This window comes from Paenibacillus sp. FSL M8-0334 (assembly GCF_038000405.1).
Classification (GTDB): Bacteria; Bacillota; Bacilli; order Paenibacillales; family Paenibacillaceae; genus Paenibacillus_AQ; species Paenibacillus_AQ campinasensis.
Window position 1 is genome coordinate 2110606 of sequence record NZ_JBBOCH010000002.1, and the last position, 22878, is coordinate 2133483.

Annotated in this window: 19 protein-coding genes; 7 read left to right on the forward strand and 12 right to left on the reverse strand. The window is 54.2% G+C overall.

From position 1 onward, the window contains the following. From mutS to MKX64_RS23770, 8 genes are all read right to left on the reverse strand, one after another. Entirely contained in the window at window positions 1-2814 is a 2814-nt protein-coding gene (gene mutS / locus MKX64_RS23735; protein ID WP_095398508.1) for a DNA mismatch repair protein MutS, read from the reverse strand. Between the two features lie 60 nt (window positions 2815-2874). After that, window positions 2875-4128: a putative amidoligase domain-containing protein gene (locus MKX64_RS23740; protein WP_155617829.1), complete on the reverse strand. Its 1254-nt coding sequence runs from the start codon at window positions 4126-4128 to the stop codon at window positions 2875-2877. A 101-nt stretch (window positions 4129-4229) separates the two neighbouring features. After that, a complete protein-coding gene (locus tag MKX64_RS23745) occupies window positions 4230-4796 on the reverse strand; it encodes an outer spore coat protein CotE (protein WP_095263636.1) in 567 nt (188 codons plus the stop codon). Between the two features lie 128 nt (window positions 4797-4924). Further along, window positions 4925-5905: an aromatic acid exporter family protein gene (locus MKX64_RS23750; protein WP_095263635.1), complete on the reverse strand. Its 981-nt coding sequence runs from the start codon at window positions 5903-5905 to the stop codon at window positions 4925-4927. An 89-nt stretch (window positions 5906-5994) separates the two neighbouring features. Next, window positions 5995-6759, reverse strand: coding sequence for an ABC transporter permease (locus tag MKX64_RS23755; RefSeq protein ID WP_425320428.1), 765 nt, complete (start codon window positions 6757-6759; stop codon window positions 5995-5997). A 94-nt stretch (window positions 6760-6853) separates the two neighbouring features. Next, on the reverse strand, window positions 6854-7636 hold the full coding sequence (locus MKX64_RS23760; protein WP_095263633.1) for an ABC transporter ATP-binding protein: 783 nt from the start codon (window positions 7634-7636) through the stop codon (window positions 6854-6856). Window positions 7637-7674: 38 nt separating this feature from the next. Continuing rightward, window positions 7675-8691, reverse strand: coding sequence for an ABC transporter substrate-binding protein (locus MKX64_RS23765; protein WP_155617831.1), 1017 nt, complete (start codon window positions 8689-8691; stop codon window positions 7675-7677). Between the two features lie 224 nt (window positions 8692-8915). After that, complete coding sequence (locus tag MKX64_RS23770; protein ID WP_095263661.1) at window positions 8916-10433, reverse strand: carboxypeptidase M32; 1518 nt, start codon at window positions 10431-10433, stop codon at window positions 8916-8918. Window positions 10434-10561: 128 nt separating this feature from the next. Here MKX64_RS23770 and MKX64_RS23775 point away from each other — a divergent pair, with 128 nt between their 5' ends. The 7 genes from MKX64_RS23775 to mscL all read left to right on the forward strand — a co-directional run bounded on the left by MKX64_RS23775 (window position 10562) and on the right by mscL (window position 15004). Then, window positions 10562-10891: an iron-sulfur cluster biosynthesis family protein gene (locus MKX64_RS23775; RefSeq protein WP_095263631.1), complete on the forward strand. Its 330-nt coding sequence runs from the start codon at window positions 10562-10564 to the stop codon at window positions 10889-10891. Window positions 10892-10921: 30 nt separating this feature from the next. Next, window positions 10922-11491, forward strand: coding sequence for a beta-class carbonic anhydrase (locus tag MKX64_RS23780; RefSeq protein ID WP_095263630.1), 570 nt, complete (start codon window positions 10922-10924; stop codon window positions 11489-11491). A gap of 316 nt (window positions 11492-11807) precedes the next feature. Continuing rightward, on the forward strand, window positions 11808-12359 hold the full coding sequence (locus MKX64_RS23785; protein ID WP_095263629.1) for a PadR family transcriptional regulator: 552 nt from the start codon (window positions 11808-11810) through the stop codon (window positions 12357-12359). Between the two features lie 85 nt (window positions 12360-12444). Continuing rightward, window positions 12445-12906, forward strand: coding sequence for a hypothetical protein (locus MKX64_RS23790; protein WP_095263628.1), 462 nt, complete (start codon window positions 12445-12447; stop codon window positions 12904-12906). Window positions 12907-12909: 3 nt separating this feature from the next. Further along, window positions 12910-13188 (forward strand): YxcD family protein, encoded by a 279-nt coding sequence (locus MKX64_RS23795; RefSeq protein ID WP_095398509.1) that lies wholly within the window; start codon window positions 12910-12912, stop codon window positions 13186-13188. A gap of 149 nt (window positions 13189-13337) precedes the next feature. Continuing rightward, a complete protein-coding gene (locus tag MKX64_RS23800; RefSeq protein WP_341037696.1) occupies window positions 13338-14303 on the forward strand; it encodes a hypothetical protein in 966 nt (321 codons plus the stop codon). Between the two features lie 311 nt (window positions 14304-14614). Then, window positions 14615-15004, forward strand: a complete 390-nt coding sequence (gene mscL / locus MKX64_RS23805; RefSeq protein ID WP_144029236.1) for a large conductance mechanosensitive channel protein MscL — start codon at window positions 14615-14617, stop codon at window positions 15002-15004. A 109-nt stretch (window positions 15005-15113) separates the two neighbouring features. Here mscL and MKX64_RS23810 read toward each other — a convergent pair whose 3' ends face one another. The 4 genes from MKX64_RS23810 to MKX64_RS23825 all read right to left on the reverse strand — a co-directional run bounded on the left by MKX64_RS23810 (window position 15114) and on the right by MKX64_RS23825 (window position 22861). Beyond that, window positions 15114-16478: a phenylacetate--CoA ligase family protein gene (locus MKX64_RS23810; RefSeq protein ID WP_341037698.1), complete on the reverse strand. Its 1365-nt coding sequence runs from the start codon at window positions 16476-16478 to the stop codon at window positions 15114-15116. A 493-nt stretch (window positions 16479-16971) separates the two neighbouring features. Further along, window positions 16972-19500 carry a beta-mannosidase gene (locus tag MKX64_RS23815; protein ID WP_341037702.1) on the reverse strand — a complete coding sequence of 843 codons (2529 nt, stop codon included), beginning with the start codon at window positions 19498-19500 and terminating at the stop codon, window positions 16972-16974. Next, the gene (locus tag MKX64_RS23820) at window positions 19491-21086 is read right to left on the reverse strand and encodes a response regulator (RefSeq protein WP_341037705.1); all 1596 of its coding nucleotides are present in this window, start codon (window positions 21084-21086) and stop codon (window positions 19491-19493) included. Before MKX64_RS23820 ends, MKX64_RS23815 begins: the two co-directional genes overlap by 10 nt. Further along, window positions 21083-22861 (reverse strand): sensor histidine kinase, encoded by a 1779-nt coding sequence (locus MKX64_RS23825; protein WP_095263621.1) that lies wholly within the window; start codon window positions 22859-22861, stop codon window positions 21083-21085. Before MKX64_RS23825 ends, MKX64_RS23820 begins: the two co-directional genes overlap by 4 nt. Between the last annotated feature and the right edge of the window lie 17 nt (window positions 22862-22878).

Below are 22878 nucleotides of genomic sequence, written 5' to 3' on the forward strand. Positions count from 1 at the left end.
TTACAAGTCTCTGGCTTTCTGCTTCAGCTCATTCAGCAATTGCATCGCCTGAAGCGGAGTCATATTCATGACATCCGCTCCTTTTACCGCATCGATAATGCCCTTCACCTGAGGGTCGAATGCTGCGGCCTCGGCTGCGGCCGCTGTCTGTCGCCGGGCATCCGCATGCTCTGCAGCCGCCGTATCCGCCTCGTCAAAAATCGACAGCTGGATCACCTCGCCCGGCGCTGGCCCGCGCTCTGCGGCAGCTTCAGCCGTCCCGCTAGCGATGGCGACCGCTTCATCAGCCTGCGCCTCTGGCTCGCTGCGCCGCAGCTCCTTCAGCGGGGCAGCCCCGCCAGTTTCATGCGGGCGCGGGCTGCCATCGCCAGGCAGCCCACCAGCAGCTGCGGCTGCTCCCTGACCGGCGCCAACAGCCAGCAGCGATACCTGCTCCAGTCCCTGCAGCAGCCCGTAGGCGCGCTCGATAATGCTGTGCGGAAGACCGGCCAGACGCGCACAGTAAATGCCGTAGCTGCTGTCTGCCGCGCCCGGAATAAGCTTGCGCAGAAAATGCACCTTATCCCCGCTCTCCTGCACCGCCATCGAGAAATTCCGCAGGCCAGACAAGCTCTCCTGCAGATGAGCCAGCTCGTGGAAATGCGTGGACACCAGCGCTTTGCAGCCAATATGGTCATGAACGTATTCGATGACCGCCTGGGCAATCGCCATCCCTTCGCTGGTCGACGTTCCCCGGCCCAGCTCGTCAATAATGATCAGACTGCGCGGCGTTGCCTTGTCTGTCATCACCTGAATGTCGGCCATCTCCACCATGAAGGTGCTCTGGCCGCCAATCAGGTCATCGGCTGCTCCGATCCGGGTAAAGATGCGGTCGACCATCGGGATGACCGCCCGCTCCGCCGGAACGAAGCAGCCGATCTGCGCCAGGATCGACAGCAGCGCCACCTGGCGCATATACGTGCTCTTCCCGGCCATATTCGGGCCGGTGATGAGCAGGATGGACGAGCCGTCCTTCCGCAGCTCCGTGCCGTTGGCGACGAAGGACGTGTCCTTCATGACCGCCTCCACCACCGGATGGCGGCCGCCCTCGACGATCAGATCGTACCCTTCGCTCAGCTCCGGCTTGACGAAGCGGTGCTCGGCGCTGACCGCAGCCAGTGATTGATACACATCAATTTCCGCGATTTTCTCAGCCAGCTTCTGCAGCCGGGATACTTGGGTGTTCAGCTTGTCCCGCAGTTCAGTGAACAGCGCATACTCGAGGTCCACCATCTTCTCCTGCGCCTCCAGAATCAGGCTCTCCTTCTCCTTCAGCTCCGGTGTGACGAAACGTTCCGCATTAGCCAGCGTTTGCTTGCGCTCATAGCGTCCCTCCGGCAGCGAGGACAGATTGGACTTGGTCACTTCAATGAAGTAGCCAAACACTTTGTTATAGCCGATCTTGAGCGATTTGATGCCCGTCTCCGCCCGCTCTCTGGCTTCCAGCTCCGCGATCCAGCGCTTGCCGTTCGTGCTGGCCTCGCGCAGCTCGTCAAGCCGTTCGTGGAAGCCCGGCTTGATAATGCCGCCATCGCGTACCGAGACCGGCGGATCATCGACAATGGCTTCCTCGATCAGCTCGCGCAGGTCCTCGCAGGCGTCCATCTCCGCCGCCAGGCGGCGGAGCGTCGCCGACCCGGCAGTGCCGCACATCTCCTTGATGCCCGGCACCTGTCCCAAGGACAGCTTCAACGCATTCATATCCCGGCCGTTGGCGCTGCCAAAGGCGATCCGCCCCACGAGGCGCTCCAGATCATATATCTCCTTGAGCGCCCCGCGCAGATCCTCGCGGAGTATGTACTGATGATACAAATATTCAACCGCCTCCAGCCGCTCCTCGATCCGGCTCTTGGACAGCAGCGGCTTGTCGATCCGGCGGCGCAGCAATCTCGCGCCCATCGAGGTTTCCGTCCGATCCAGCAGCCACAGCAGCGATCCTTTCTTGGAGCGCTCGCGAACCGTCTCCACCAGCTCCAGATTGCGTCTTGTGAACGGATCAAGCACCATGTATTGCCCCGGTTCATACGACGAAATCTCGGTCAACTGACCGAGCGAACGCTTCTGTGTCTCACTTAAATAAGAGATCAGCAGCGAGACGCAAATTCGGCGCTCCTCCTCCAGACGGGCCCAGGCAGCCTCGCCGAACTGGGATTTCACCAGCTCGTCCTCCCGGCGTTCCCAAGGCGTATACACCACAGCCCGGCCTCCCGGCGGCATCTGCCCGGAGATGACGTCCAGCAGGTCGGCATCGCCGATCATTTCAGACGGCTCATACAGATTGATCTCATCGCGCAGCCATTCCTCCGATGCCGGCACCGAGGTCACGTACAGCTCCCCGGTTGACAGGTCGCACGCGGCAAGCGAGTACAAGCCGCCAGTGCCGGTCACGCACACCATATAGTTGTTGGACCTGTCGCCAACCACCTTGCTGTCCATGATCGTGCCGGGTGTCACCACCCGGACGATTTCCCGTCGGACCATACCCTTGACAGCGGAGGCATCCTCCATCTGTTCGCAGATCGCCACCTTGTAGCCTTTTTCAATGAGACGTTGAATATAGCCCTCGGCGGAATGGTAAGGGACACCGCACATCGGGATGCGCTCATCCCCGCCCCCTTCCCGGCCGGTTAATGTAATTTCCAGCTCTTTCGAAGCCAGAATCGCATCATCAAAAAACATTTCATAAAAATCGCCCAAACGGAAAAAAAGAAACGCATCCTGCGCTTGTTCCTTTATCTTTAAATATTGTTCAATCATCGGCGTATATTTAGCCATGACGTACCTCCATACCTCTCAAGCTTGACCTCTATTATAACAGAAATTGTCGGCATGGACTTACGGCTTGACCGGAATGTTCCATAGCGGGCGAATATCCCGGCTCTCATTCCAAGTCCGGCTCTCCCGGATGAATGCCATCAGCCGCTCGATCTCCGATGCGTATTTCGGATATTCCGGCAAGGAAGACATATCCCGATGCCACCCCGGCATACACTCCTTTAATAAATCGACGTCACCTTCGTAAAAAGCCCGGTGGTACCGTTCCGTATTCAGCGGTCTGGCCTGCAGTCGGTCGCTGTAGCGGGCAACCAGATAGGCAATGGAGAGCGCAACCTTCGTCACAAACGGCGACACCAGAAAGCTTGGCAGCGTACGATATTCAAACCCGCCGTGGGGCTGCCTGCGAAAATCGCCGAGAAAGCCGTAACGAGGTCTTCGGCCCCTCGCCCGCGGGTCCTCCACAATCAGGAGCGGCAGCGCCAAATAATTGTCCAGCGCCTGCAGAAGATGCAGCGTTAACGGTACCCCGCTGAAATGGATATGGCCGCCAAGCGGATAATCCGGTACAGGCAGTCCTCCTGCTTTCCAGGCGAGCGAGCGGTCCGTCACAATTCGGGAGGCTTCCCGCAGCGCCTTGCGCATCTCCAGCAGCAGCGCCTCCGGGTCCGGCTGCGGATCTGGCCGCAGCTCTGCCAGCGGGTAGATCAGCTGATCCTGGTCGCGCACCGAATCGCATCCGACCGTTCCGACCCTGTCCATGAACTCGGACGCGAGCACAATCTGTCCATCCCGCACCAGCACAAACTCCGGATCCATCCCCATCAGCAATACGGCATCCTGCTGGCCCTCCATGTTTACAACTGCAGGAGACGAACCCTCGGTACGCACAGGCCCAGCGCTCATCACCGCTTTTCTGCTGCTCTCCTTCTGCCATACCTCATCCACCACGTAACCGCGTCCCGGCAGGACTGTCAGCTGCACCTCGCCTTCCTCTGCGCCGAGCGTGTAGAGCGTCCGCACCGCCGCTTTGCCTAACCGTCGATGCAGCCCGTCTGCGAACAGACCCGTATGCGGGTCCGGCTCATGCTGGAACGAGCTGCCTCCTTGCAGATGAAGCTGGATGAAGGCCGGCATCAGCTGCCTGACCCTTACCGTGTAGCTGGCGGTATAGCGATCCTGTGGCCGCTGCCGGGAAACGATTCGGGACGGAATGCCCGACCATTCAAGCCGGGACTGGGAAGCCGATGCCGCCGCCTCGGCCACGCGGACATATTCATGACGGGATACGGGGTTGTCGAGCTGTCTAATCAATGTCAATCCACCTCCAAGAAAAAAATAAAAAAGAGGGCATCCGCCCTCCGCAAAGCTGCCCTCACCGCATATGCTGTAATACAACCGGTTCGGAGGAGAGCTTACAGTTCATCCTCCAGATTTTCAAACTCAAGGTCTTCATAATCCTCCACTTCTTCACCGAGCACGTAATCGAAATCTTTGTCTTCGTAGTCGCCGTGCTGATGCTCGCACACCTTCACCAGAACCTTCGTCTCCGCCACCAGTTCCACCGCATACTCCCGTTCTACCCGCAGAATGACACTGGTGCCATTCGAGGACACGGTAGCCTCCACGCAGCTCGGCTCCTGTGTCGCTTCTGCCGACACTTCAACCGTTGACGCACGATGCTTCGGATCCAGATAGGAAAGAGGCACGCGTTCTACATACGATACCGTTTCTTTTGCCACATCCGTCTGTGAATTTTTGTTATGCGAGTACCAGATGTTGAGATCGTAAGTACCTATAACTTCAATTCCGTCTCCGGCGGCAACCGCCTCGTATTGATGGTTTATAATCCAAGCCCCCAAAATACTGGTCGGATTATTAGGCGGAGTCACGGTATGTGTTACGGTAGAGAATTTACGACCTTTGCCACAGATCGCTTTTGTGATGATTTCTCTACATTGGTGTTTATGACTCAATGACATCTTCGAACCTCCTCCATACAATCATTCCATACATGTGTATGCAAGACATGGGCGAATGTTGAATGAAGTGGTCCAAATAAATTCATATGATGCCAAAAATATTAGAAAAAAGTTCGACCCTGCCGCATTTAATCTGCGTTTTCCGCTTTCTCCCGAGCTTTTTTCGACGTGGGCGCCTTGTATTTCTTCGAAATGTTCAGATAATACTCCAGCTCGCGGCACAGCTGCATAATCGCTGCCCGCAGTTCAAACTCCTCACGCGTCGTCGGCAGCTCCATCTCCCTGAATTTGGCCTGCAGCTCACTCAGCAGCACCTCGGTTTGGCCGGTGTACCCTTCGGATATGACATCCTTGCTCAGCTGCTCGAACAGCGCGGAGGCCAGCACCCCGTGCGGGAGCTTCTCGTAAATTTGCGAAATCTGATGCATCATGCTCTGGACGATCTCCATCTGCTCCTTGCGCATATAGAAATATATGTTCCAGCTGGCGCTCGGATGAATGATTTGATTCTCCATCGTCCGATTCGCCTCCTGGATGCCCCGCTCGATTTGGCGGCTTGCTTCAATTAGCTCGCGTCCGTCCCATACATGGGTCGGATCTTTTAATGTAAGTGAGAAATGCTTGAAGATGACCGAGAAGAGCCCGTCCACCTTGTGGCGAATTTCCGTCATGGAGCCTTGGCTGTTCGGCATGTAGATCAAATTGACCACCATCGCAGAACCGAGGCCGATGATCAGCAAGGCAATCTGGATCAGCAGGATGTCCAATCCGATCTCCTCACCGGAAAACACCCGGAACACAACGACCGAGCTGGTGATGATGCCTTCTTTGAAGTTCGCTTTGGCAATCGCCGGAAACGCCAGAAGAATATAGAGGGCCAGAACCCAATAATGAAATCCGAATGAATAGAATAAAATACTGGCCAGCAACAGTCCCAGAACAGATGCAAAAAAACGGGCGCTTACCGAGCGCACGCTCCGCTTCCGGGTGACGTCCACCCCCAGAATCGCTAATAGACCGGCGGACGTCGCGCCGGGGATGTTCAATGCGTCTGTAATTAGAATAGCCAGCAAAGATGCAACCGCTGATTTAATGACTCGAAATCCCATGTATGCCTCCGCTAGGATGATATGGTTCTCCTTCTCATCCTAGCGGATTTTCCTTCCATTCACAACTGCATCCATCACATTGGGCCGCCCTAGCGGTGGGCCAGCAGTTTTCTTTCAATATAAACTACGATTTGATACATCGCCGTCGCCACCACCGCAATAATGAGCAGACTGGAGAGCACCAGCGTGAAGTTGAACACCTGGAAGCCGTACATAATCAGGTACCCAAGTCCGGATTTCGCCACCAAAAACTCGCCGACAATGACGCCGACCCAGGCCATGCCGACATTCACCTTCAGCGTTGAGACGATCGCCGGGTAAGAAGCAGGCAGGATCACCCGCTGAAAGACCTGCGGCTTCGTTCCGCCAAAGGTGCGAACCACCTTGATCAGATTGGCATCGACTTCATTAAAGCTGTTGTAGACGACCAGCGTCGTTACGATGATGGTGATGGACAGCGTGGTGACCACAATGGCGTTGAAGCCGGCCCCGAACATGACGATGAAGATCGGACCGAGCGCCACCTTGGGCATGCTGTTGAACACAACCATGTACGGATCCAGCACCTTCGACAGGAATGGAGACCACCAGATGCATACCGCCAGCAAGGTGCCCAGCAGCGTTCCGAGCAAAAAGCCGACGACCGTCTCCCCGACGGTGATGGCCAAATGCCCCCACAGCTCACCGCTGATCATGTAATCCCATATATTCGCAAAAATACGGGTCGGATAACTGAATAGCAGCACATCAATCCATTTCCATCTGCCGGCCATTTCCCACCATACAAAAAACAGCAGCAGCAAACTGAGCTGTACTGTCAATACCCGAGCCTGCAAGCCACGCTTTTGCCTCATGTGCATCCGGTGGATGTGATCCAGCCACTCACTTGAAGATGAGCCTTGGGAAGAGGAACGTTGATCGGAAGGATTGCGATTGTTGTTCGCCATGTCAGTCCACTCCTTCACGGGTCGTCATTTGCATCTCTTGCCATATTTCCTGGAATAACTCATTGAAGCCCGGCTGGTTGCGTGCATGAAAAGGCTGTGCCTGACGAATATGGTCCGGTATGACAAACATGCGATGGATCCTGCCCGGATTCCGGTTCAGCAGCACCACCTTATCACTCATGGCAACCGCTTCGGACAAATCATGGGTGACCAGAATCGCCGTTTTCCCCCGCTCCTTGAGCGTTTGTACTATCAGGTCCTCCAGCTGCAGCTTGGTCTGGTAGTCCAAGGCGGAGAATGGCTCATCCAGCAACAGCAGCGCCGGGTCCGTAGCCAGTGTCCGCACGAGGGCCACCCGCTGCCTCATCCCGCCGGACAGCTGGGCGGGATACAGTGTTCCGCTGTTCCCCAGCCCCATCTCCTGCAATAGATTCTCAATCCGGCCCCTGCTGTCCGGCGTCAGCCTCCCGGTCAGCTCCAGGCCGATCATGGCATTCTCCATAATGGTCCGCCAAGGAAACAAATAGTCCTGCTGCAGCATATACCCCACCTCAGAGGTCGGCCCGTTCACCGGCTTTCCGTGAACGAGCACTTCACCCCGGGAGGGCTTTAACAGCCCGGCAATGACGGACAGAATGGTTGTTTTCCCGCATCCGCTCGGCCCGACCAGGCTGATGAACTCCCCTTTTCGAACCTGCATATCAATTCCTTCCACAGCCAGAGAGGCTTCCCGGTCGGTGACGTACACATGGGCGATGTTTTTCATTTCCACGACAGGTACCATGGCGCACTCTCCTTTCTGATATGGCTTAGAAGTACCTCTTACTTGCTTTCCATCGCTTTTTCGGCAAAGGAGTTATCCACGATGGCCTCCGGCGCGACCCGCTCCCTGAGCTCGCCTGCCTGGTCCATTACATCCAGCAGATTGTTCCATTCCTCTTCATCCAGAATCGGATCGGATGCGTACGTTCCTTGTTCCTTGTAGCGCTTGACGGAGGATACGACAATGTCCCGGTCTGTATCTTTGAAATACGGCAGGATCGCGTCGGCGATCTCCTCCGGCGAATGGGAATCGACCCACTGCTGCGCTTTATAGAGCGCCGTCGTAAACCGCTGGACCGTATCTTCTTTTTGGCTGATATAGCTCTGTTTGGCCATGAATGCCGTGTACGGCAGCTTGCCGCTTTCAACCCCGAAGGAAGCAACGACCTTGCCGCGCCCTTCTTTCTCGAAGATGGAAGCTTGCGGTTCAAAGAGCTGTACGAATTCCCCCGTTCCGGAAGCGTAGGCCGAAGCGATGTTGGCAAAATCGATATTTTGAATCAGCTCCAGATCCGCATGGGGATCCACCCCTTTTTTGCGTAGCGCAAATTCTCCGGCCATCTGCGGCATGCCGCCTTTACGCTGGCCGAGGAAGACACTTCCCTTCAGCATCTCCCAGTCAAATTCAGTGTCGGTGTTTCGCGCCATCAGAAACGTTCCATCCGTCTGTGTCAGCTGGCCGAAATTAATCACCGGGTCGTCTGAGCCCTGCTGGTATACATATATGGAGGTTTCCGACCCGACCAGCGCTACATCGATCGCATCGGACAGCAGGGCCGTCATTGTCTTGTCTCCGCCCGGTGTCGTCTGCAGCTCTACATCAAGTCCTTCCGCCTCGAAAAAACCTTTTTCCAGCGCAACATATTGCGGAGCATAGAAGATCGACCGCGTAACTTCACCGATCCTCACTTTGGTCTTGTCACCGCTCCCGCCGCAGCCGGACAGTACTGTACCGCACAATAACAGCAAGGCCAGCGTCAGCCCAAGCCATGCGTGACCCTTCTTATGAAGCTTCATCGTACGTCCCCCTCCATTCCTTGACCCTGCATTTCTATCAGCATATGCACAGTCTCGGTCAAAGGTTAAACAGCCTGGATACCGCAAGGGCCCGATAGGCAAGGAGGGTGCGGATGAGACAAAAAAAACGCCGAAGACCGCAGCCATACATAGGCCGCAATCTTCAGCATTTTCGCAAATATTCCCTATTCCTCAATCCCGTCAAGCCGGAATAAAGATACGAACTACAGCTTGTAAATCTCCGTATATTTGGCTTCCAGATAGTCTGCCAGATAATCCGGGTTCAATTCCTCGCCGGTGACACGTTTAATAATCTCAGCCGGCTTCTCGCTTTTGCCGTACTTGTAGATTTTGTCGGTCAGCCATTCCTTGATCGGTGCCAGCTTGCCCTCTTCAATGAGATTATCCAGGTTCGGAATCTCTTGGCGCATCGTGTTCAGAATCTGGGCCGCATACATATTGCCCAGGGAGTACGAGGCAAAATAGCCGAAGTCTCCCCCGGACCAATGAACATCCTGAAGGACGCCGACGCCGTCATTCGGCGGTGTAAGCCCGAGGTAGTCCTGATACTTGGCGTTCCAGGTGGCCGGCAGCTCCTTGACGCTCAGCCCTTCGTTGAAAATCATCTTCTCGATTTCATAGCGGATAATGATGTGCAGATTATAAGTCAGCTCATCCGCTTCGATCCGGATCAAAGAATTCTCTACCCGATTGGCTGCCAGGAACAGCTGCTCAGCTGTAACGTCCTTCAGCTGTTCCGGGAAATGCTGCTGCAAATCGGTAAAATACCGGTTCCAGAACGGACGGCTGCGGCCGATCATATTTTCCCACAGGCGGGATTGGGACTCATGGATCCCCATGGACGTTCCGCCCGCAAGCGGCGTGCCTGCCAGCTCGATGTCCACATTTTGCTCATACAGGGCGTGCCCGCCTTCATGCAACGAGCTGTAGATGGCGCTAAGCACGTCGTCCTGATGGAACTTGGTTGTAATCCGCACATCGCGCGGATTCAGGCCTGTTGCGAACGGATGGACGCTCTCATCCAGACGCCCCGCTTCAAAGTCGTAGCCCATCTGCTCCAGCAGGAACAGGCTGAGCTTCTTCTGCTGCTCTTTCGGGAACAGCTGCTTCAGGAAGCCGGTCTCCGGCTCGAATGTGGATTTCTGGATGGCCTGTACCAGCGGAACGAGACGGGCTTTCAGCCGGTCAAAGATCGCGTCCAGCTTCTCCACCGTCATCTCCGGCTCATACATATCCAGCAAAGTATCGTACCGGGTATCCTTTACCCCCCAGTAATCAATAAATTCTTGCTTGAGGGCAACGATTCTGGACAGATACGGCTCGAATCCGGCAAAGTCGCTATTCTCCTTCGCTTCCTCCCATTTCACTTCCGACTGCGAAGACAGGATCGTGTACTCCTGGAATTTCTCCGGCGGGATGGATTGGCTCTGCTCATAGTTTTTGCGAACCTCGGCGACCATACGGCGGCTGCGTTCATCCAGCTGCTGTTCATTTTGTGGCTCGGCAAAAATCGCCAGCAGCTGTCCCATCTCCTCAGACACCTGCAGCTTAAAGCCTTCCGTTGACAAAATGCCGATCGTTTCCGAACGGATATCCGTCCCTTTGCGCGGTGCGCCTGTGCGCAGATCCCAATACAGCAAACCAAGGGCTTCGTTATAGCTTATAATTTTGCGAACGAGCTGCTGAAACTGCTCCCAATGTTTATGTAACTGTGCATCCATCCATATCACCTGCTTATACAATTTATAGGATTCGCCCCTACTCTATTGATGATACTTTTTACTAGGTATATAATCAACTTTCAGAAAGCATAAATTCATACTTACATACAAAGGAGTGTCATGGGCCCATGAAATTACAGTTAACCCCTTTAGCGGAACGAAGGTTGAAAGAGAAGATCGGGACCGCTGCCGGCGGCGTCAGGCTGGTCTATGACACCGATGGCTGCGGTTGTGCCGTCAATGGTGTTCCCGCACTGCAGATCATTCACAAGGCTTCCGAAGACGATATCGCTATGGAAACCGACAGCCCGATCCCGTTTTATATGAACAGCAGGCAGGCCGTCTTTTTCGAAGAACAAATGAGGCTTGAAGGCAACGAAAACACCTATTCTTTCCAGCTGGACAGCAGTTCGCAGAACTATGGCACCAACATTCGGATCGTTGATAACCGCGATTAATTCAAGTGACATTTCGAGGAGGAAACCTAAATGACAACGAAACATCTTCATAGCATTCTGGAACATAACCGCAGTTTTGTAGAGAACAAGGAATATGAATCTTACGTAACCGGCCGATTCCCGGACAAGAAAATGGTCGTTATCACATGCATGGATACCCGTCTTGTTGAGCTGCTGCCCAAAGCGATGAATTTCAAGAACGGTGATGTAAAAGTCATTAAAAATGCCGGGGCGATCATTTCCCAACCGTTCGGCAGTGTTATGCGCAGTGTGATGGTGGCCTTGTATGAGCTTCAGGCCGAGGAAGTGGTAGTCGTTGGCCATCATGAATGCGGCATGGCCTCCCTCAATGCTGAAGTGATGATTCAGCATATGCGGGATCGCGGCATTTCCGATGAGGTGCTTGCAACGCTTGAAAACTCGGGCATCCGGCTTAACAAATGGCTGCGCGGCTTCGATAACGTGGAGGACGGCGTGCGCAGTACGGTCAGCCTGATCAAGAATCACCCCCTCCTTCCACCGGATGTACCGGTTCATGGCATGGTCATTCATCCGACGACCGGGGCGCTTGATCTTGTTGTGGATGGGTACGAGAGCTAACTCGCGCCCTCCGGCCTCTGGTTCTATGCAGCGTTCTACGGATTGTGCATAACAGCCAAGGAGCGTGTTCTGTCAAGACTAACGATCTTGCAGAGCACCTCCTTTTTTTGTTTCATTAAAGCTGCTTTAGCCGGCGTAAAGCCCGTCACGCCTTTGCCCATTTTTGGTCACAAATTTTCCATATTATTTCACTCAAGGTCTACTTTCAGTTGTCAAACCATACAGTTTCAGTGTACACTTTGATCAAACGGACCAACAGGCGAATGACGCATCCTCGCCCGGGTCCACGATATGCGTTTCAAAGGGAGTTATGTCCATGAATACGTTGTCATACGGATTGCTAGGATTAGTGGCCAGAAAAGAATCATCCGGATATGATCTGATGCTAAGGATACAGCCGTTCTGGCAAGCCAAGCACAGTCAAATCTATCCTCTTCTCGCCAGCATGGAAGACAAGCAGCTGCTTTCTTCCTATTGGGTACAGCAGAATGACAAGCCTGACAAAAAAATATATGCCATCACGGAAAAAGGCCTGCAGAAGCTGCGTGAATGGATGTACCAGCCGATTGCCCCAGCGGTCACGAAGGATGAGCTCTCACTTCGCACATTCTGTCTGTGGCTCGCCGAGATCGGTGTCGCCATCGATATATACGAAGATCGCAGAAGCATCTATACGGAGAAGAAGCGATTCTTCGAGAATATATTAGAGGGTATTCCGGAGGACAGCCGTGAATTCGGAAGCAAGACTTTCAGCAACTATATTCTGGCTACCAAAGGGCTCATGTTGGCTGAAACCGAGCTGAAATGGTGCGATTGGGTCCTCAGTTTGCTGAAACAGCATCAGTCATCCAGTTCAGGACAATCATGATCCTATTTATTTGAAACCATGTCGTGACTCGTCCGTATGTACTAGATGTACACTAAATTTTTTCTGGGAGGCTCAACAGAACGATATGAAAAAAGTACTGGCGATTCTAGTGGTATTTACACTTTTCTTTGTAACGCTGGCGCCTGATTCCGCAGATGCAAGACGAGGCGGCGGATTCAAGTCCGGAACAAAGTCTTACACCAATACGCCGAAGAAGAATGACAGCAACGTTCAGCAGAGCAATTCGTCCAACAACAACACGGGCGCAACTGCTGGCTCGACAGCGAACCGTACAGGCGGTGGCGGTCTTTTTGGCGGCGGCGGATTCATGAAAGGCATGATGATCGGTGGTCTTGCAGGACTTCTGTTCGGCGGCATGTTTGCTGGTATGGGCTTCATGGGTGAGCTTCTGGGTCTTCTGATTAACCTGGTCGCCATCTGGGCCATCATTATGGTCATTATGGCTATCGTGCGCACGATCCGAAATCGTCGCAAGCCAGCTGTAGAGCAACACAACAACAATCATCATAATAACAATCGGTATTAATCAATGATTCTCAGCATGGACGAAATCGTCAATGCCATTTGCCTGCATCAGGCAGAGCGCAAAGGCGTCAAACCGACAGATGTTACTGTGGAGCTCAGCTGGGATGAAGATACAGGGTATACTGCCGAGGTATGGGTTCACGGCCGCAGTCAATACTTGATTGAGGCTAACCTTACGGAGGCGATTCTTCGCTACCTGTATACCGAATACAATATCCGGGCCTACCGTGAACAGATCAGGCTGGAACTGGAAGACGAAATCGTTGCGATTGTACAGCAGTGACCGATTCCATCAAGATGCCCCGCAAGATGAACTTCTTGCGGGGCATCTTTTTTTTTCGCTGTCGTGGGATGGTAATAACATGGTATTGTAGTAGAGTTTGGTAGATTGATATAATGAAGCTATTATTAGGTTTGTTAGGGGGAACGAATGTGTCGAATCGTAATCACCCATCTACCATGAACGCCAGCCATGTGAAAGCATTAATCGAAGAAGAACAGGATTTCGGGTTTGCCCGTGTGTATGCGGCAGAGCTGATATACAAGAAGAAGCCCGTATTGGATCCGGAGACACTTCAGCGCAATATGGGGCGCTATACCGGGCAAGTCAGTGCCCCCGAGCCTGAGGGGCTCACTCCTTCTATTGAGTATCACGCGCAGAGGGAGAACATTAAGAAAGAGCAGCTGCTCCATTATTTCCACCTCGACTATATGGTGCAGTATGCGGAAGGCGAGCTGCCTGCACAGACAAGCCTCATTCCGATCTCCCAACGTCCGATAAGCAAATATGAATCGTCAATCCAGCACAGCAGGCACTGGCCGGAGGCGGCAGCCGTGATGAAGGAAAGTGCCTATACATGGCTGCTCGTGGACCTGATGGCCTCCGGGCTAGAGCCAAAATCCAGGCTGCAGCTGTTTACCGATGCTCTGCTGGCAGTGCTAGAGACAGCGCCAGCAGACGCGATTTATTTCCGCGAGAGCGACAAGCTGGTAGAGCCCGCTGCATGGATCGCGGCGGTTCAGAAGGGGGATTTACTATACGGGGCGATGAATATTCGTTTCTTCCCGATGCAGCATGGCGAGCACGCGCGGAAGGAAATGCTCATGGATTCCATCGGACTTGCCGCTCTGGGCATCCCTGATGTGCAATGCCATTTCTATGACCTGGAGCCGGACGAGGTAGCCAGCCGCTTGACGAGCTTCGGTCACGATCTCTTCGAACACGGCAAGCTGATCACCGTCCTGGGCGCCAGCTCCGTCCCTCCCCTACCTGGCGCAAGGCAGTGGCGGTATGAGCACCAATATGCGCTGGCTGCACCGCATCGTGTCGTCGTGGATCTAGACCCGGGAGATCCTTATTATGCCGGGCGGCGCAACCAGCCGCACGGGAACCGTTGAACTTGATTTTAGCCCTTAGGTTCATGCCACTGAACGCTTACATCTTGTAGCCGTTGGGTGCGGGAATAGGCACGGCCCGCGGCAGCCGCGTCAGTCTGTTATACATGCATGAAGAGCTCTTCCCTGCTCCACCGGACCGGGAAGAGCTGCTTTTTATATTGCACGCTTCCTTCGTGGTTCACCAAGCCAAAAAACACCACTTTCGTTGTATTGCATATTCATACAATAGCTGATAGGATAGCTTTTGGAATATGTACATAACGCGATACAGCGATCCCTATTACTTAGAAGCAGGTGAACACATTTTGAAACTGTTAAAAGAATTTAAGACCTTCGCCCTTAGAGGAAACGTATTGGACTTGGCGATCGGGGTCATCATTGGCGCTGCATTCGGGAGCATCGTATCCTCTCTGGTCAATGACATCATCACACCGCTGATTGGGCTTCTGCTAGGCGGAATCAACTTCTCCGGCCTGCAGGCCACCGTAGGAGATGCCGTCATAACCTATGGCGTGTTCCTCCAATCCGTCATTGACTTCCTGATCACGGCGTTTGCAATCTTTATGTTTATCCGGTTGATCAATCGTTTCAAGCATAAGGAAGAAGAGAAGGCCGAAGAGCCGCCTGCCCCTTCGAAAGAGGAAGAGCTTCTCTCCGAAATTCGTGATCTGTTGAAACAGCAAAACAACAAGCCGTCCTAAAGGCAGCACATACAGACAAACCCGCCTCCCCGGAGTATTCTTTCCGAAGCTGGCGGGTCTTTTATTTCATGTTCCGGATGAATGATTCGGCATCAGCCTCTTCACGGCATCAGTCCTCGTCAAAAACGATGCGGGTTGCTTTCCCGTAGGCTCGCGGAAGTCTCGGCAGCACCCGGATATCGCAATCGATATGGAGTTTCTCCTTCATATGCTCCGAGACTTTGTCACTCAGCTCGCGATCTCCCATATCGGTTTGGTACGGCTCGATCTCGATGATCAGCTTCTGAGTCGCTGTAATTTTGAAGTGATACCAGAATCCGACCTCAGGCACCTGAAGCAGGTAATGCTCCAGCATGAATGGCGAGAACATCTCACGATCCAGCATAATCTGGTTCTCCTGACGTCCTCTTAAATGAATGATTTCCATCGGATTTCCGCAGTTGCAGCGCGCTTGCTGAAGATAGCCAATCTCACCGCTGCGATAGCGGATCATCGGCATGCCTTCTCTCAGCAAGGTCGTCACCACGATCTCGCCTACCTCCCCGTCATCGAGCAAGCGGCCAGTGTTCGGCTCAACGATCTCCACGATGACATGACCTTGAGCGACATGGTAGCCGCTGTGCTCGCTGCATTCAATCCCGATCACTCCGCATTCGGAGGAACCATAGAAGAAGGAAACCTCACAGCCCCAAATATGCTCCAGCCGCTCCCGAAACGTCGGAGAACAGCCTTCACCGGTCAGAATGATCCGTTTCAAGCCAATCTCTCTCCGCAAGTCCATTCCAAGCTCGTCCGCTTCCTCTGCGAGCATCACCGCATACGATGGCGTAGTGGCCATTACCGAGGCTCGGAATTCCTTCATCAATTCCAGGGATTGATCGACGGGCGCCATGTAGCTGCCCTTGCCGAGCGACAGCACCATACTTCCAAAAGCGAATTGATACAATCTTTGGAAACCGAGGCCGGGAAGCGCAAATTCATAAGGCAGGGCCACCGCCACGACATCCTGCTCATTCTCCGGGAACAGCTGCGTATACTTCGGCAGCAGTTCATACACATACTGATCGTTAAGGGTGAAGGAAGTATAAATCGGCCCGCCTGTCGAACCGAAATTAACATGAACCTGGCCAACCTCCCTCCGATCACAGCACAGCAGCTTGGATTTCTCCCCACGGATATCATCCTTGCTCAGAAACGGAATACGTGTCATTTCCCCCAGATCAGCAATTTCAGGCTTGCTTAACCCCGCCTGTATGAACGCATGGCGATAGAAATCATTGTGTTTCCAGGCATGGCGTAATGTGACGTTGAGTGCATGCAGTTGATACTCTCTGATCCGCTGGCTGCTAAGCATTTCGAAGCTCAACCCGCTGCGCTCCAGCTCGTCATAATAATCCAGCAGCGGCTGCAGCGCAGGCGCAGCATCGCCCACCTTGAGCAGTATCTTTCGGGACGGTTTCCTCTGAATCAGCACTCGCCAGATCCTCCTTCGCTTCTTCCATATTTTTATGAGATTGGCTTTCCTAAATCTTCAATCAGGATTATGAAGGACGACATCCGGTCCTGCCGGATGATTCATATTTACGAAAATAACGGTTCGGGGAACAGTAAGCCGTGTGAACGATAGCGGCTTCGGGGAATACGAATTTCGCTTAACAGGGGCATATTTCTAGTATTTATTCTATTTTTGGCTTGATTATAACATTGGCGCCTAGATTTGAGTATGGGGAGAAATTGTCGTAGCATCTCTGTTTCTGTCGAGTAGATCCATACCATCTATCTCCTGCCGGACAAAGATTGCCGCCGTCTATTCACGAGGTTATCCAAGTAGAAAAAGGAGTCTCCCCCAGACCATCCGGCCTTCGGGGAAACTCCGATCCTTTTTATCATCCGCTTGTCGATCCGTTTATCACTTGCATCATGGCTCTGTAACAGCGCAGAGTCCTGCTCACATCATCCGAATCTCTCTAGATGGATGGCCCGGCATTCAAGCCGCTTACCCGCAGCTGCGACCAATCCGGCTCTATTCCTTCCGGATGCCGGATCAGCACTTGGCGGCTTTCTCCCGGCAATAGATCGAAATAGTTGTCGCTGAATCGCAAATTTCCGAGCGGCAGCTCCAGTTTTACGAACCGGACAAGGCCCTCCTTGGCGGTCACGGTCACCATCCCCTCATCCGGATGGACCGCAGCCTCAAGTCGCGCGGTAGGCAGAGAAACTTCCTTCGGATCACGGAGATAGTAGCGGCTGGCAGGCGCGGCGAATCCGGCAGCCGCAAGCTCAATCAGCACCTGCCCTGGCTCATGCCCGCTCAGCACCTCAACTTCGGATCGTTCACCGAGGAGCGCTGTACTCTGCCCCGGAACCCCCGCCTCAAATGCTGAACGATGAATGACCTCGCCTGCAAAAGAATATACCGTCAGCGTCACCGTCCCTTGAAGAGATTCAAGCCTGTCGTTGACCAGCCACACCTTCAGCGGTTCGCCTGGCTCATGCTCCAGCGACAGCAGCACAGGATGGAAGAACGTTCTCGCGTAATAATACGAGGCCTTCGGCAGCAGCTCATAATCGATCATCGACCAGCTTGTCCCCGGCCAGCTGTCGTTCAACTGCCACACGAGCGCGCCGCGGTTGCGGTGATTGTTCCGCCTGAAATGCTCAATCCCGTATTTCAGCCCTTCGGCCTGCGTCAGCATGGAGAAATTCATATATTCCTCGATATGATGCGGAATGCCGGTATAACCCTGCATCAGCAGAATCCCCTTCTGATGATTGGTATCCTTGTTGCGGTGAGCCATCTCCGGACTGCCCCAATAGAACTGCCCTTGGGGGATGTTCTTCTCCAGCGTATAGCGGTTCGCCGAAGCATGCATCCCGAATTCACTGCTGAACAGCGCATCATCCTTTTTGTAATTTTTGAAGGTCACGCCTTCCACGCTGTAGTCAAGCAGCGGCGCTTCCCCATATTTTCGCGGATAGACGGAGCCGTGCCAGACCTGCCAATTATGACGATCTCCGCAGTCCGGATCATTGACATCGTTGTCCCCGCTTGCTCCATACGGCGAAGAAGGCCAGTATGGGCGATTCGGGTCCAGCTCCTCCAGCAACGACGGGATCAATTCATGATAGATGCTCTCTCCGAAGAACGGGCCGGTAATATCCCCTGCCGCCGATTTCATGTCATACAGCCAATCAATTTCATTGTTTCCGCACCATAGCGCCAGGGAGGCACGATTGCGCAGCCTTTTGACATTGTCGATCACTTCCGCGGTGACGTTGTTCATGAAATCCTGATTGAAGTCCGGGAACAGCGCATTGGCAAAAGCAAAATCCTGCCACACCAGCACGCCTTGACGATCGCATTCGTCATAGAAAATATCTTTCTCGTAAATGCCCCCGGCCCAGACGCGGAGCATGTTCATATGTCCTTCCACAGCCAGCTCTACCAGTCCGCGATAGGTCGATTCCCGAATAGCGCCGATCAAGTGATCTGCCGGAATCCAGTTCGCTCCCTTCGCATATACCTTGACACCATTTAATACAAAGGTAAATGTGTCATTCCCGTCCGGATCCTGGAGCGCCAATTCGATGGTCCGGATTCCATAACGGGTCACGTAATGATCCACTTCCTGACCATCTACCAGCAGCTTGACCTCAAGCGTATATAAATAAGGCTCACCCAGGTCATGCGTCCACCATAGGCGGGGATGAGGTACAACCAGCTCACGCTCGGTCCTTCCCCGCTCCATATTCAGCTCTGTTGAGACCACCGCCTGTCCATCCGCGTCAATCAGACAGACAGAGACAGTTGCAGCAGCATGCTTCCTGTAGGCCTTCATCCCGGCTTCGAAGCGGATGATCGCTTCCTCTGCGCTCGCCTTGATCGTGCTTGCATATACGCCCTCCAGCTTGGCCGCATGACGGCGCTTCAGGTGGACCTTGCCCCAGATCCCGACCGTCACCATCCGCGGCCCCCAGTCCCAGCCGAAATTCATCGCTGCCTTCCGTATCCAGGGCCGCTCCTTCGTATACGAGGACCACTCGAACTGCTCCTTGTCACGATGGTGAAGGAACAGCGGATCAAACCGGACGGCCAGCGAGTTCCAGCCAGCACGAACGATACGGGTAATATCAAACGTGTGAGACATCAGCATATTGGAGGCTGATCCGATCTCATGCCCATTTACATAAATTTTGGCGAAGGTGTCCAGCCCCTCGAACACGAGCTCAAACCGTTCGTCCTGATGAGCCGCTTCGTCCACGGTAAACGTCGTCCGATACCACCATTCCTTCTGCTCGATCCAGCGGCATTTGGCATCGTTATGGCCAAAGTACGGCGGATCAATGATTCTTCGCTCGATCAGGGCCGAATGTACATCGCCCGGCACCGCAGCGCCGATCCAGAAGCGGTCATCCAGTCCGGGTGCCGCAAGCTCAAGCGGATGCTTCTCTCCCACCTCATAATGCTGTATTTTCCAAGGACCTGTCAGTTCCATGCCTTAACCTCACTTCCTGCCTGTGTCTCTTCCCGATATTCGCTCGGCGTTTTTCCGACATGCTTCTTAAACAGCCTGCTGAAATATTTCACATCTTCATAACCGATCAGCAGTGAAATTTCACTCACCTTGGCCGGTGACGCTGCCAGCAGCTCCATCGCTCGCTTCATGCGCAGCTCGGTTACATAATCCCCGAATGTCGTGCCGGTCACCTTCCGAAACAGCTCCCCCAGATGCCCAGGGTGAAGATGCAGATGCCCGGCCACCTGCTGCAAGCTGATCTCTCGTAATGATGAAGATTCCACAAACGCTTTAGCCCGCCTCACATGCGCCTCGCTACCATCGCCCAGATGAGTATGATAATGATCCATAATTTCATGCAAGTAACGGAACAGGGCGCCCCGAGGCAGCAGCCCCTCCCTTTCGGTTTGCAGCCATGGCTCCATGCGGAGCTCTTCCTCCCGCCCGGTCGTGCGCAGCGTTCTTTCCAGCCAGCGATAGCCTGCCACGGCCGCCGATTGCAGACAGGCCTCCGCGGATTCGAACGTGCTCTGCGGATCAGCGGACAGCGTCTCGTACAAGCCTTCCACCCACCTGTTCAATGCCACTGGATCGTTGTCCAGCAGCAGCGTGCCAAGCGCCGTTTCCTCCTCCTGGGAGAGCAGCATTTTCCCGCCCTGACGGCTGGCAATGACCCGGTAATCCAACACCTTTGATGACAGCAGGTGAAAATAGCGGAAGACGGAAGCGGCAGCCGTATAGCTTTGATGCGCCTGCTCAACGCTCGTCACCGTTTCTCCGATCGCCAGCCGGATATTGCATTTCAGCAGGTTCTCTACCCTGCCGATCAGATGCAGCCATCCGTCCTGCGGCTTGGCACCAGCCGGCTCTCCGCCTGCGCCAACCGCCATCAGGCCGACCAGGCTATCCTTCTGGATTGCAAATGCACTGTATGGGAGCAGGTCCTGAAGCATGTTCTGGACGGCAAACAGCAGCAGCGAAGCTGAATAACCAGGCCCATTCCAGCCCTGCGCCTCCAAGATGAGCACCTGCCAATGATAGGCGCCGGGATCCTCTCCCGCTCGTGTAAACGATTCCCCGATAAAGGAAGGCAGCTCTCCGGGCACGGGCTCTCCTTGAATCACCCATTTGTAAAATTGCCGCTCCTTCTCATCGCGGGCCATGCGGTCCTCCCGGGTCTTGTCGGCCCAGCGCTCCTGGAGCCGCTGTTTCGCTTTCAGCACGGTCTGGATAATATCCTCCGGCGGGCTCGTTTTCAGCAGATAGTCCACCACGCCCTGCCGGATCGCCTTCTGCGCGTATGCAAAATCGTTATGGCCCGACAAAATAATAATCTCGACGTCCGGCAGCCGCTCTTTCGCTTCATCCGCCATCTCAAGCCCGGTTATGCCGCTCATCCGGATGTCCGTCAGAATAATATGCGGCTTATCAACGGGCAGCCGCTCCAGCGCTTCCTCGGCCGAAGAGGCCGGCGGCAGCAAGGTGAGCCCAAGCTCGCTCCATGAAATGACACTGGACAACCCTTCGCGAATGATTTCCTCATCATCAACGATCAAAACTTTCATGGCGCCCCCTCCAACATCGGAATCGTGAATGCAATCCGGGTACCTCCGCCCTCCCGGCTGTCCACCTCAAGCTGAGCATCCGGACCGTAATGCAGCATCAGACGCTCATTCACGTTGCGCAGGCCGTAGCCGCCTTCCTCTGCGGCTCCTTCCTGATCCAAATCATTGTGATCCAGCGGCTCGTGCAGGGATCGGCGAACCTCTTCAAGCCGCTCCCGGCTCATGCCGACACCGTCATCCAGAATCAGAAAACTCATCATCCGCCCCTCCGGACGGATCATGATCAAGATCGTGCCCGGCCCGTCTTTCTTCTGCAGCCCGTGGATCATGGCGTTCTCCACCAACGGCTGCAGGAGCAGCTTCAGCATCATTTGGTCCTTCAGGGATGCATCCACCATATAATCGACCCGGAATTTGCCGGAGTAGCGAATGTTCTGCACCCGAGCATATTGGCGAATATGATCCACTTCCTGTTCCACCGGGCAATATTCCTTGCCTTGATTCAGACTCAGCCGCAAGAACTGGCTGAGACCCTCCACCATATCTGCAATCCGCGCCTCCTTGGCCATCAGCGCAATCCAGTGAATGGAGGACAAGGTGTTGTACAGGAAATGCGGGTTGATCTGCGCCTGAAGCGCACGCATATCCGCCTCCTTCTTCCGTGCTTCTCCTCGAATCACATCCTGCTTCAGCTCCTCAATATGAGCTCCAAGCAGATTGTAGCTTTCGCCAAGCTTGCCGATCTCATCATCCGTAGTCACCGCAAAATGCGGAAGCGGACGATGCGGATTAATTCGGGTCAAGTGGCGGGCCAGCAGCTGCAGCGGACGCGTCGTTCGGCGGACGGTGAACCAGACGAGCAATACGCTGACCGCTGCCGATATGCCGACCGCAATTCCGGTCAGTCCCAGAATATAACCGTTCTCAGCACGGTACTGATCGTAGGGGATAGTGCCGATCAGAATCCAATCGGTGAGCCCTTCACGATAATACAGCACCGTGCGTTTGCCCTCATCTTCTCCGTATACCGCAGATCCGCTTTCCGCCTGTGAGACAATGGAGAAGAGGCCTGGATCATATTCGTCCAGCCTCTTCCCGAGTCTCGATTTATCCGCCGATGACAGAATGATGCCATCCGCATTCACCAGTTCAATGCGCCCCTCGCCCCGCCCGAAATCCGGACGAATCAAACTGCGGGACAGCACCCTCTCGCTCAGGCTGATGGACATCCAGCCCAGGTGGGCATAATCATGGATGCTGCGAATCGGCCTCATCAAGGTGATCACATGCTGCTCCCCCGAATAGTTTACAATCCGGTACACGTCGGACCAGAACTTGCCGGGCTTCCGCTCCTTCGCAAGGCCAGGGTTCGGCAGATCGGATTCATACCAGTTGCCCGTGGACAGCTGTGCATCAAACCGCTCGGGGTAAATCGAAATATTGGCGATATAGGGCTTGGAGGTAGCCAGATTGGTCATCCGGCCCACGATCTCTGTCCGCTCATCCTCCCGGTCCTCATGCCGGAGCAAATAACTTTGAATATCCCTTTCCCCAATCAGATAGATGGATATGTTCTCGATATCCACCAGCATAAAACGAAGGTTGGCATCCAGCTGCTTCAGCATATCGATGCCGGACAGCGTAGCCTTTTCTTCCGTAATTCGGGATGAGGTTACAAAAGCGAACAGTCCGAGCGCCACCAGTGGTATAACAACCGACCCGGCAACAAGCAGAGACAGCTTCCGCCGAAGTGATGAACGAAGCCAGCGTCGCAAGGCGGATCCCCCCTCCC

Excerpts from the sequence above, each read along its gene's own strand:
- mutS (WP_095398508.1), bottom strand. The coding sequence starts at position 2,814 with ATGGCTAAATATACGCCGATGATTGAACAATATTTAAAGATAAAGGAA.
- MKX64_RS23745 (WP_095263636.1), bottom strand. The coding sequence starts at position 4,796 with ATGTCATTGAGTCATAAACACCAATGTAGAGAAATCATCACAAAAGCG.
- MKX64_RS23750 (WP_095263635.1), bottom strand. The coding sequence starts at position 5,905 with ATGGGATTTCGAGTCATTAAATCAGCGGTTGCATCTTTGCTGGCTATT.
- MKX64_RS23755 (WP_425320428.1), bottom strand. The coding sequence starts at position 6,759 with ATGAGGCAAAAGCGTGGCTTGCAGGCTCGGGTATTGACAGTACAGCTC.
- MKX64_RS23760 (WP_095263633.1), bottom strand. The coding sequence starts at position 7,636 with ATGGTACCTGTCGTGGAAATGAAAAACATCGCCCATGTGTACGTCACC.
- MKX64_RS23765 (WP_155617831.1), bottom strand. The coding sequence starts at position 8,691 with ATGAAGCTTCATAAGAAGGGTCACGCATGGCTTGGGCTGACGCTGGCC.
- MKX64_RS23770 (WP_095263661.1), bottom strand. The coding sequence starts at position 10,433 with ATGGATGCACAGTTACATAAACATTGGGAGCAGTTTCAGCAGCTCGTT.
- MKX64_RS23775 (WP_095263631.1), top strand. The coding sequence starts at position 10,562 with ATGAAATTACAGTTAACCCCTTTAGCGGAACGAAGGTTGAAAGAGAAG.
- MKX64_RS23780 (WP_095263630.1), top strand. The coding sequence starts at position 10,922 with ATGACAACGAAACATCTTCATAGCATTCTGGAACATAACCGCAGTTTT.
- MKX64_RS23785 (WP_095263629.1), top strand. The coding sequence starts at position 11,808 with ATGAATACGTTGTCATACGGATTGCTAGGATTAGTGGCCAGAAAAGAA.
- MKX64_RS23790 (WP_095263628.1), top strand. The coding sequence starts at position 12,445 with ATGAAAAAAGTACTGGCGATTCTAGTGGTATTTACACTTTTCTTTGTA.
- MKX64_RS23795 (WP_095398509.1), top strand. The coding sequence starts at position 12,910 with ATGATTCTCAGCATGGACGAAATCGTCAATGCCATTTGCCTGCATCAG.
- MKX64_RS23815 (WP_341037702.1), bottom strand. The coding sequence starts at position 19,500 with ATGGAACTGACAGGTCCTTGGAAAATACAGCATTATGAGGTGGGAGAG.
- MKX64_RS23820 (WP_341037705.1), bottom strand. The coding sequence starts at position 21,086 with ATGAAAGTTTTGATCGTTGATGATGAGGAAATCATTCGCGAAGGGTTG.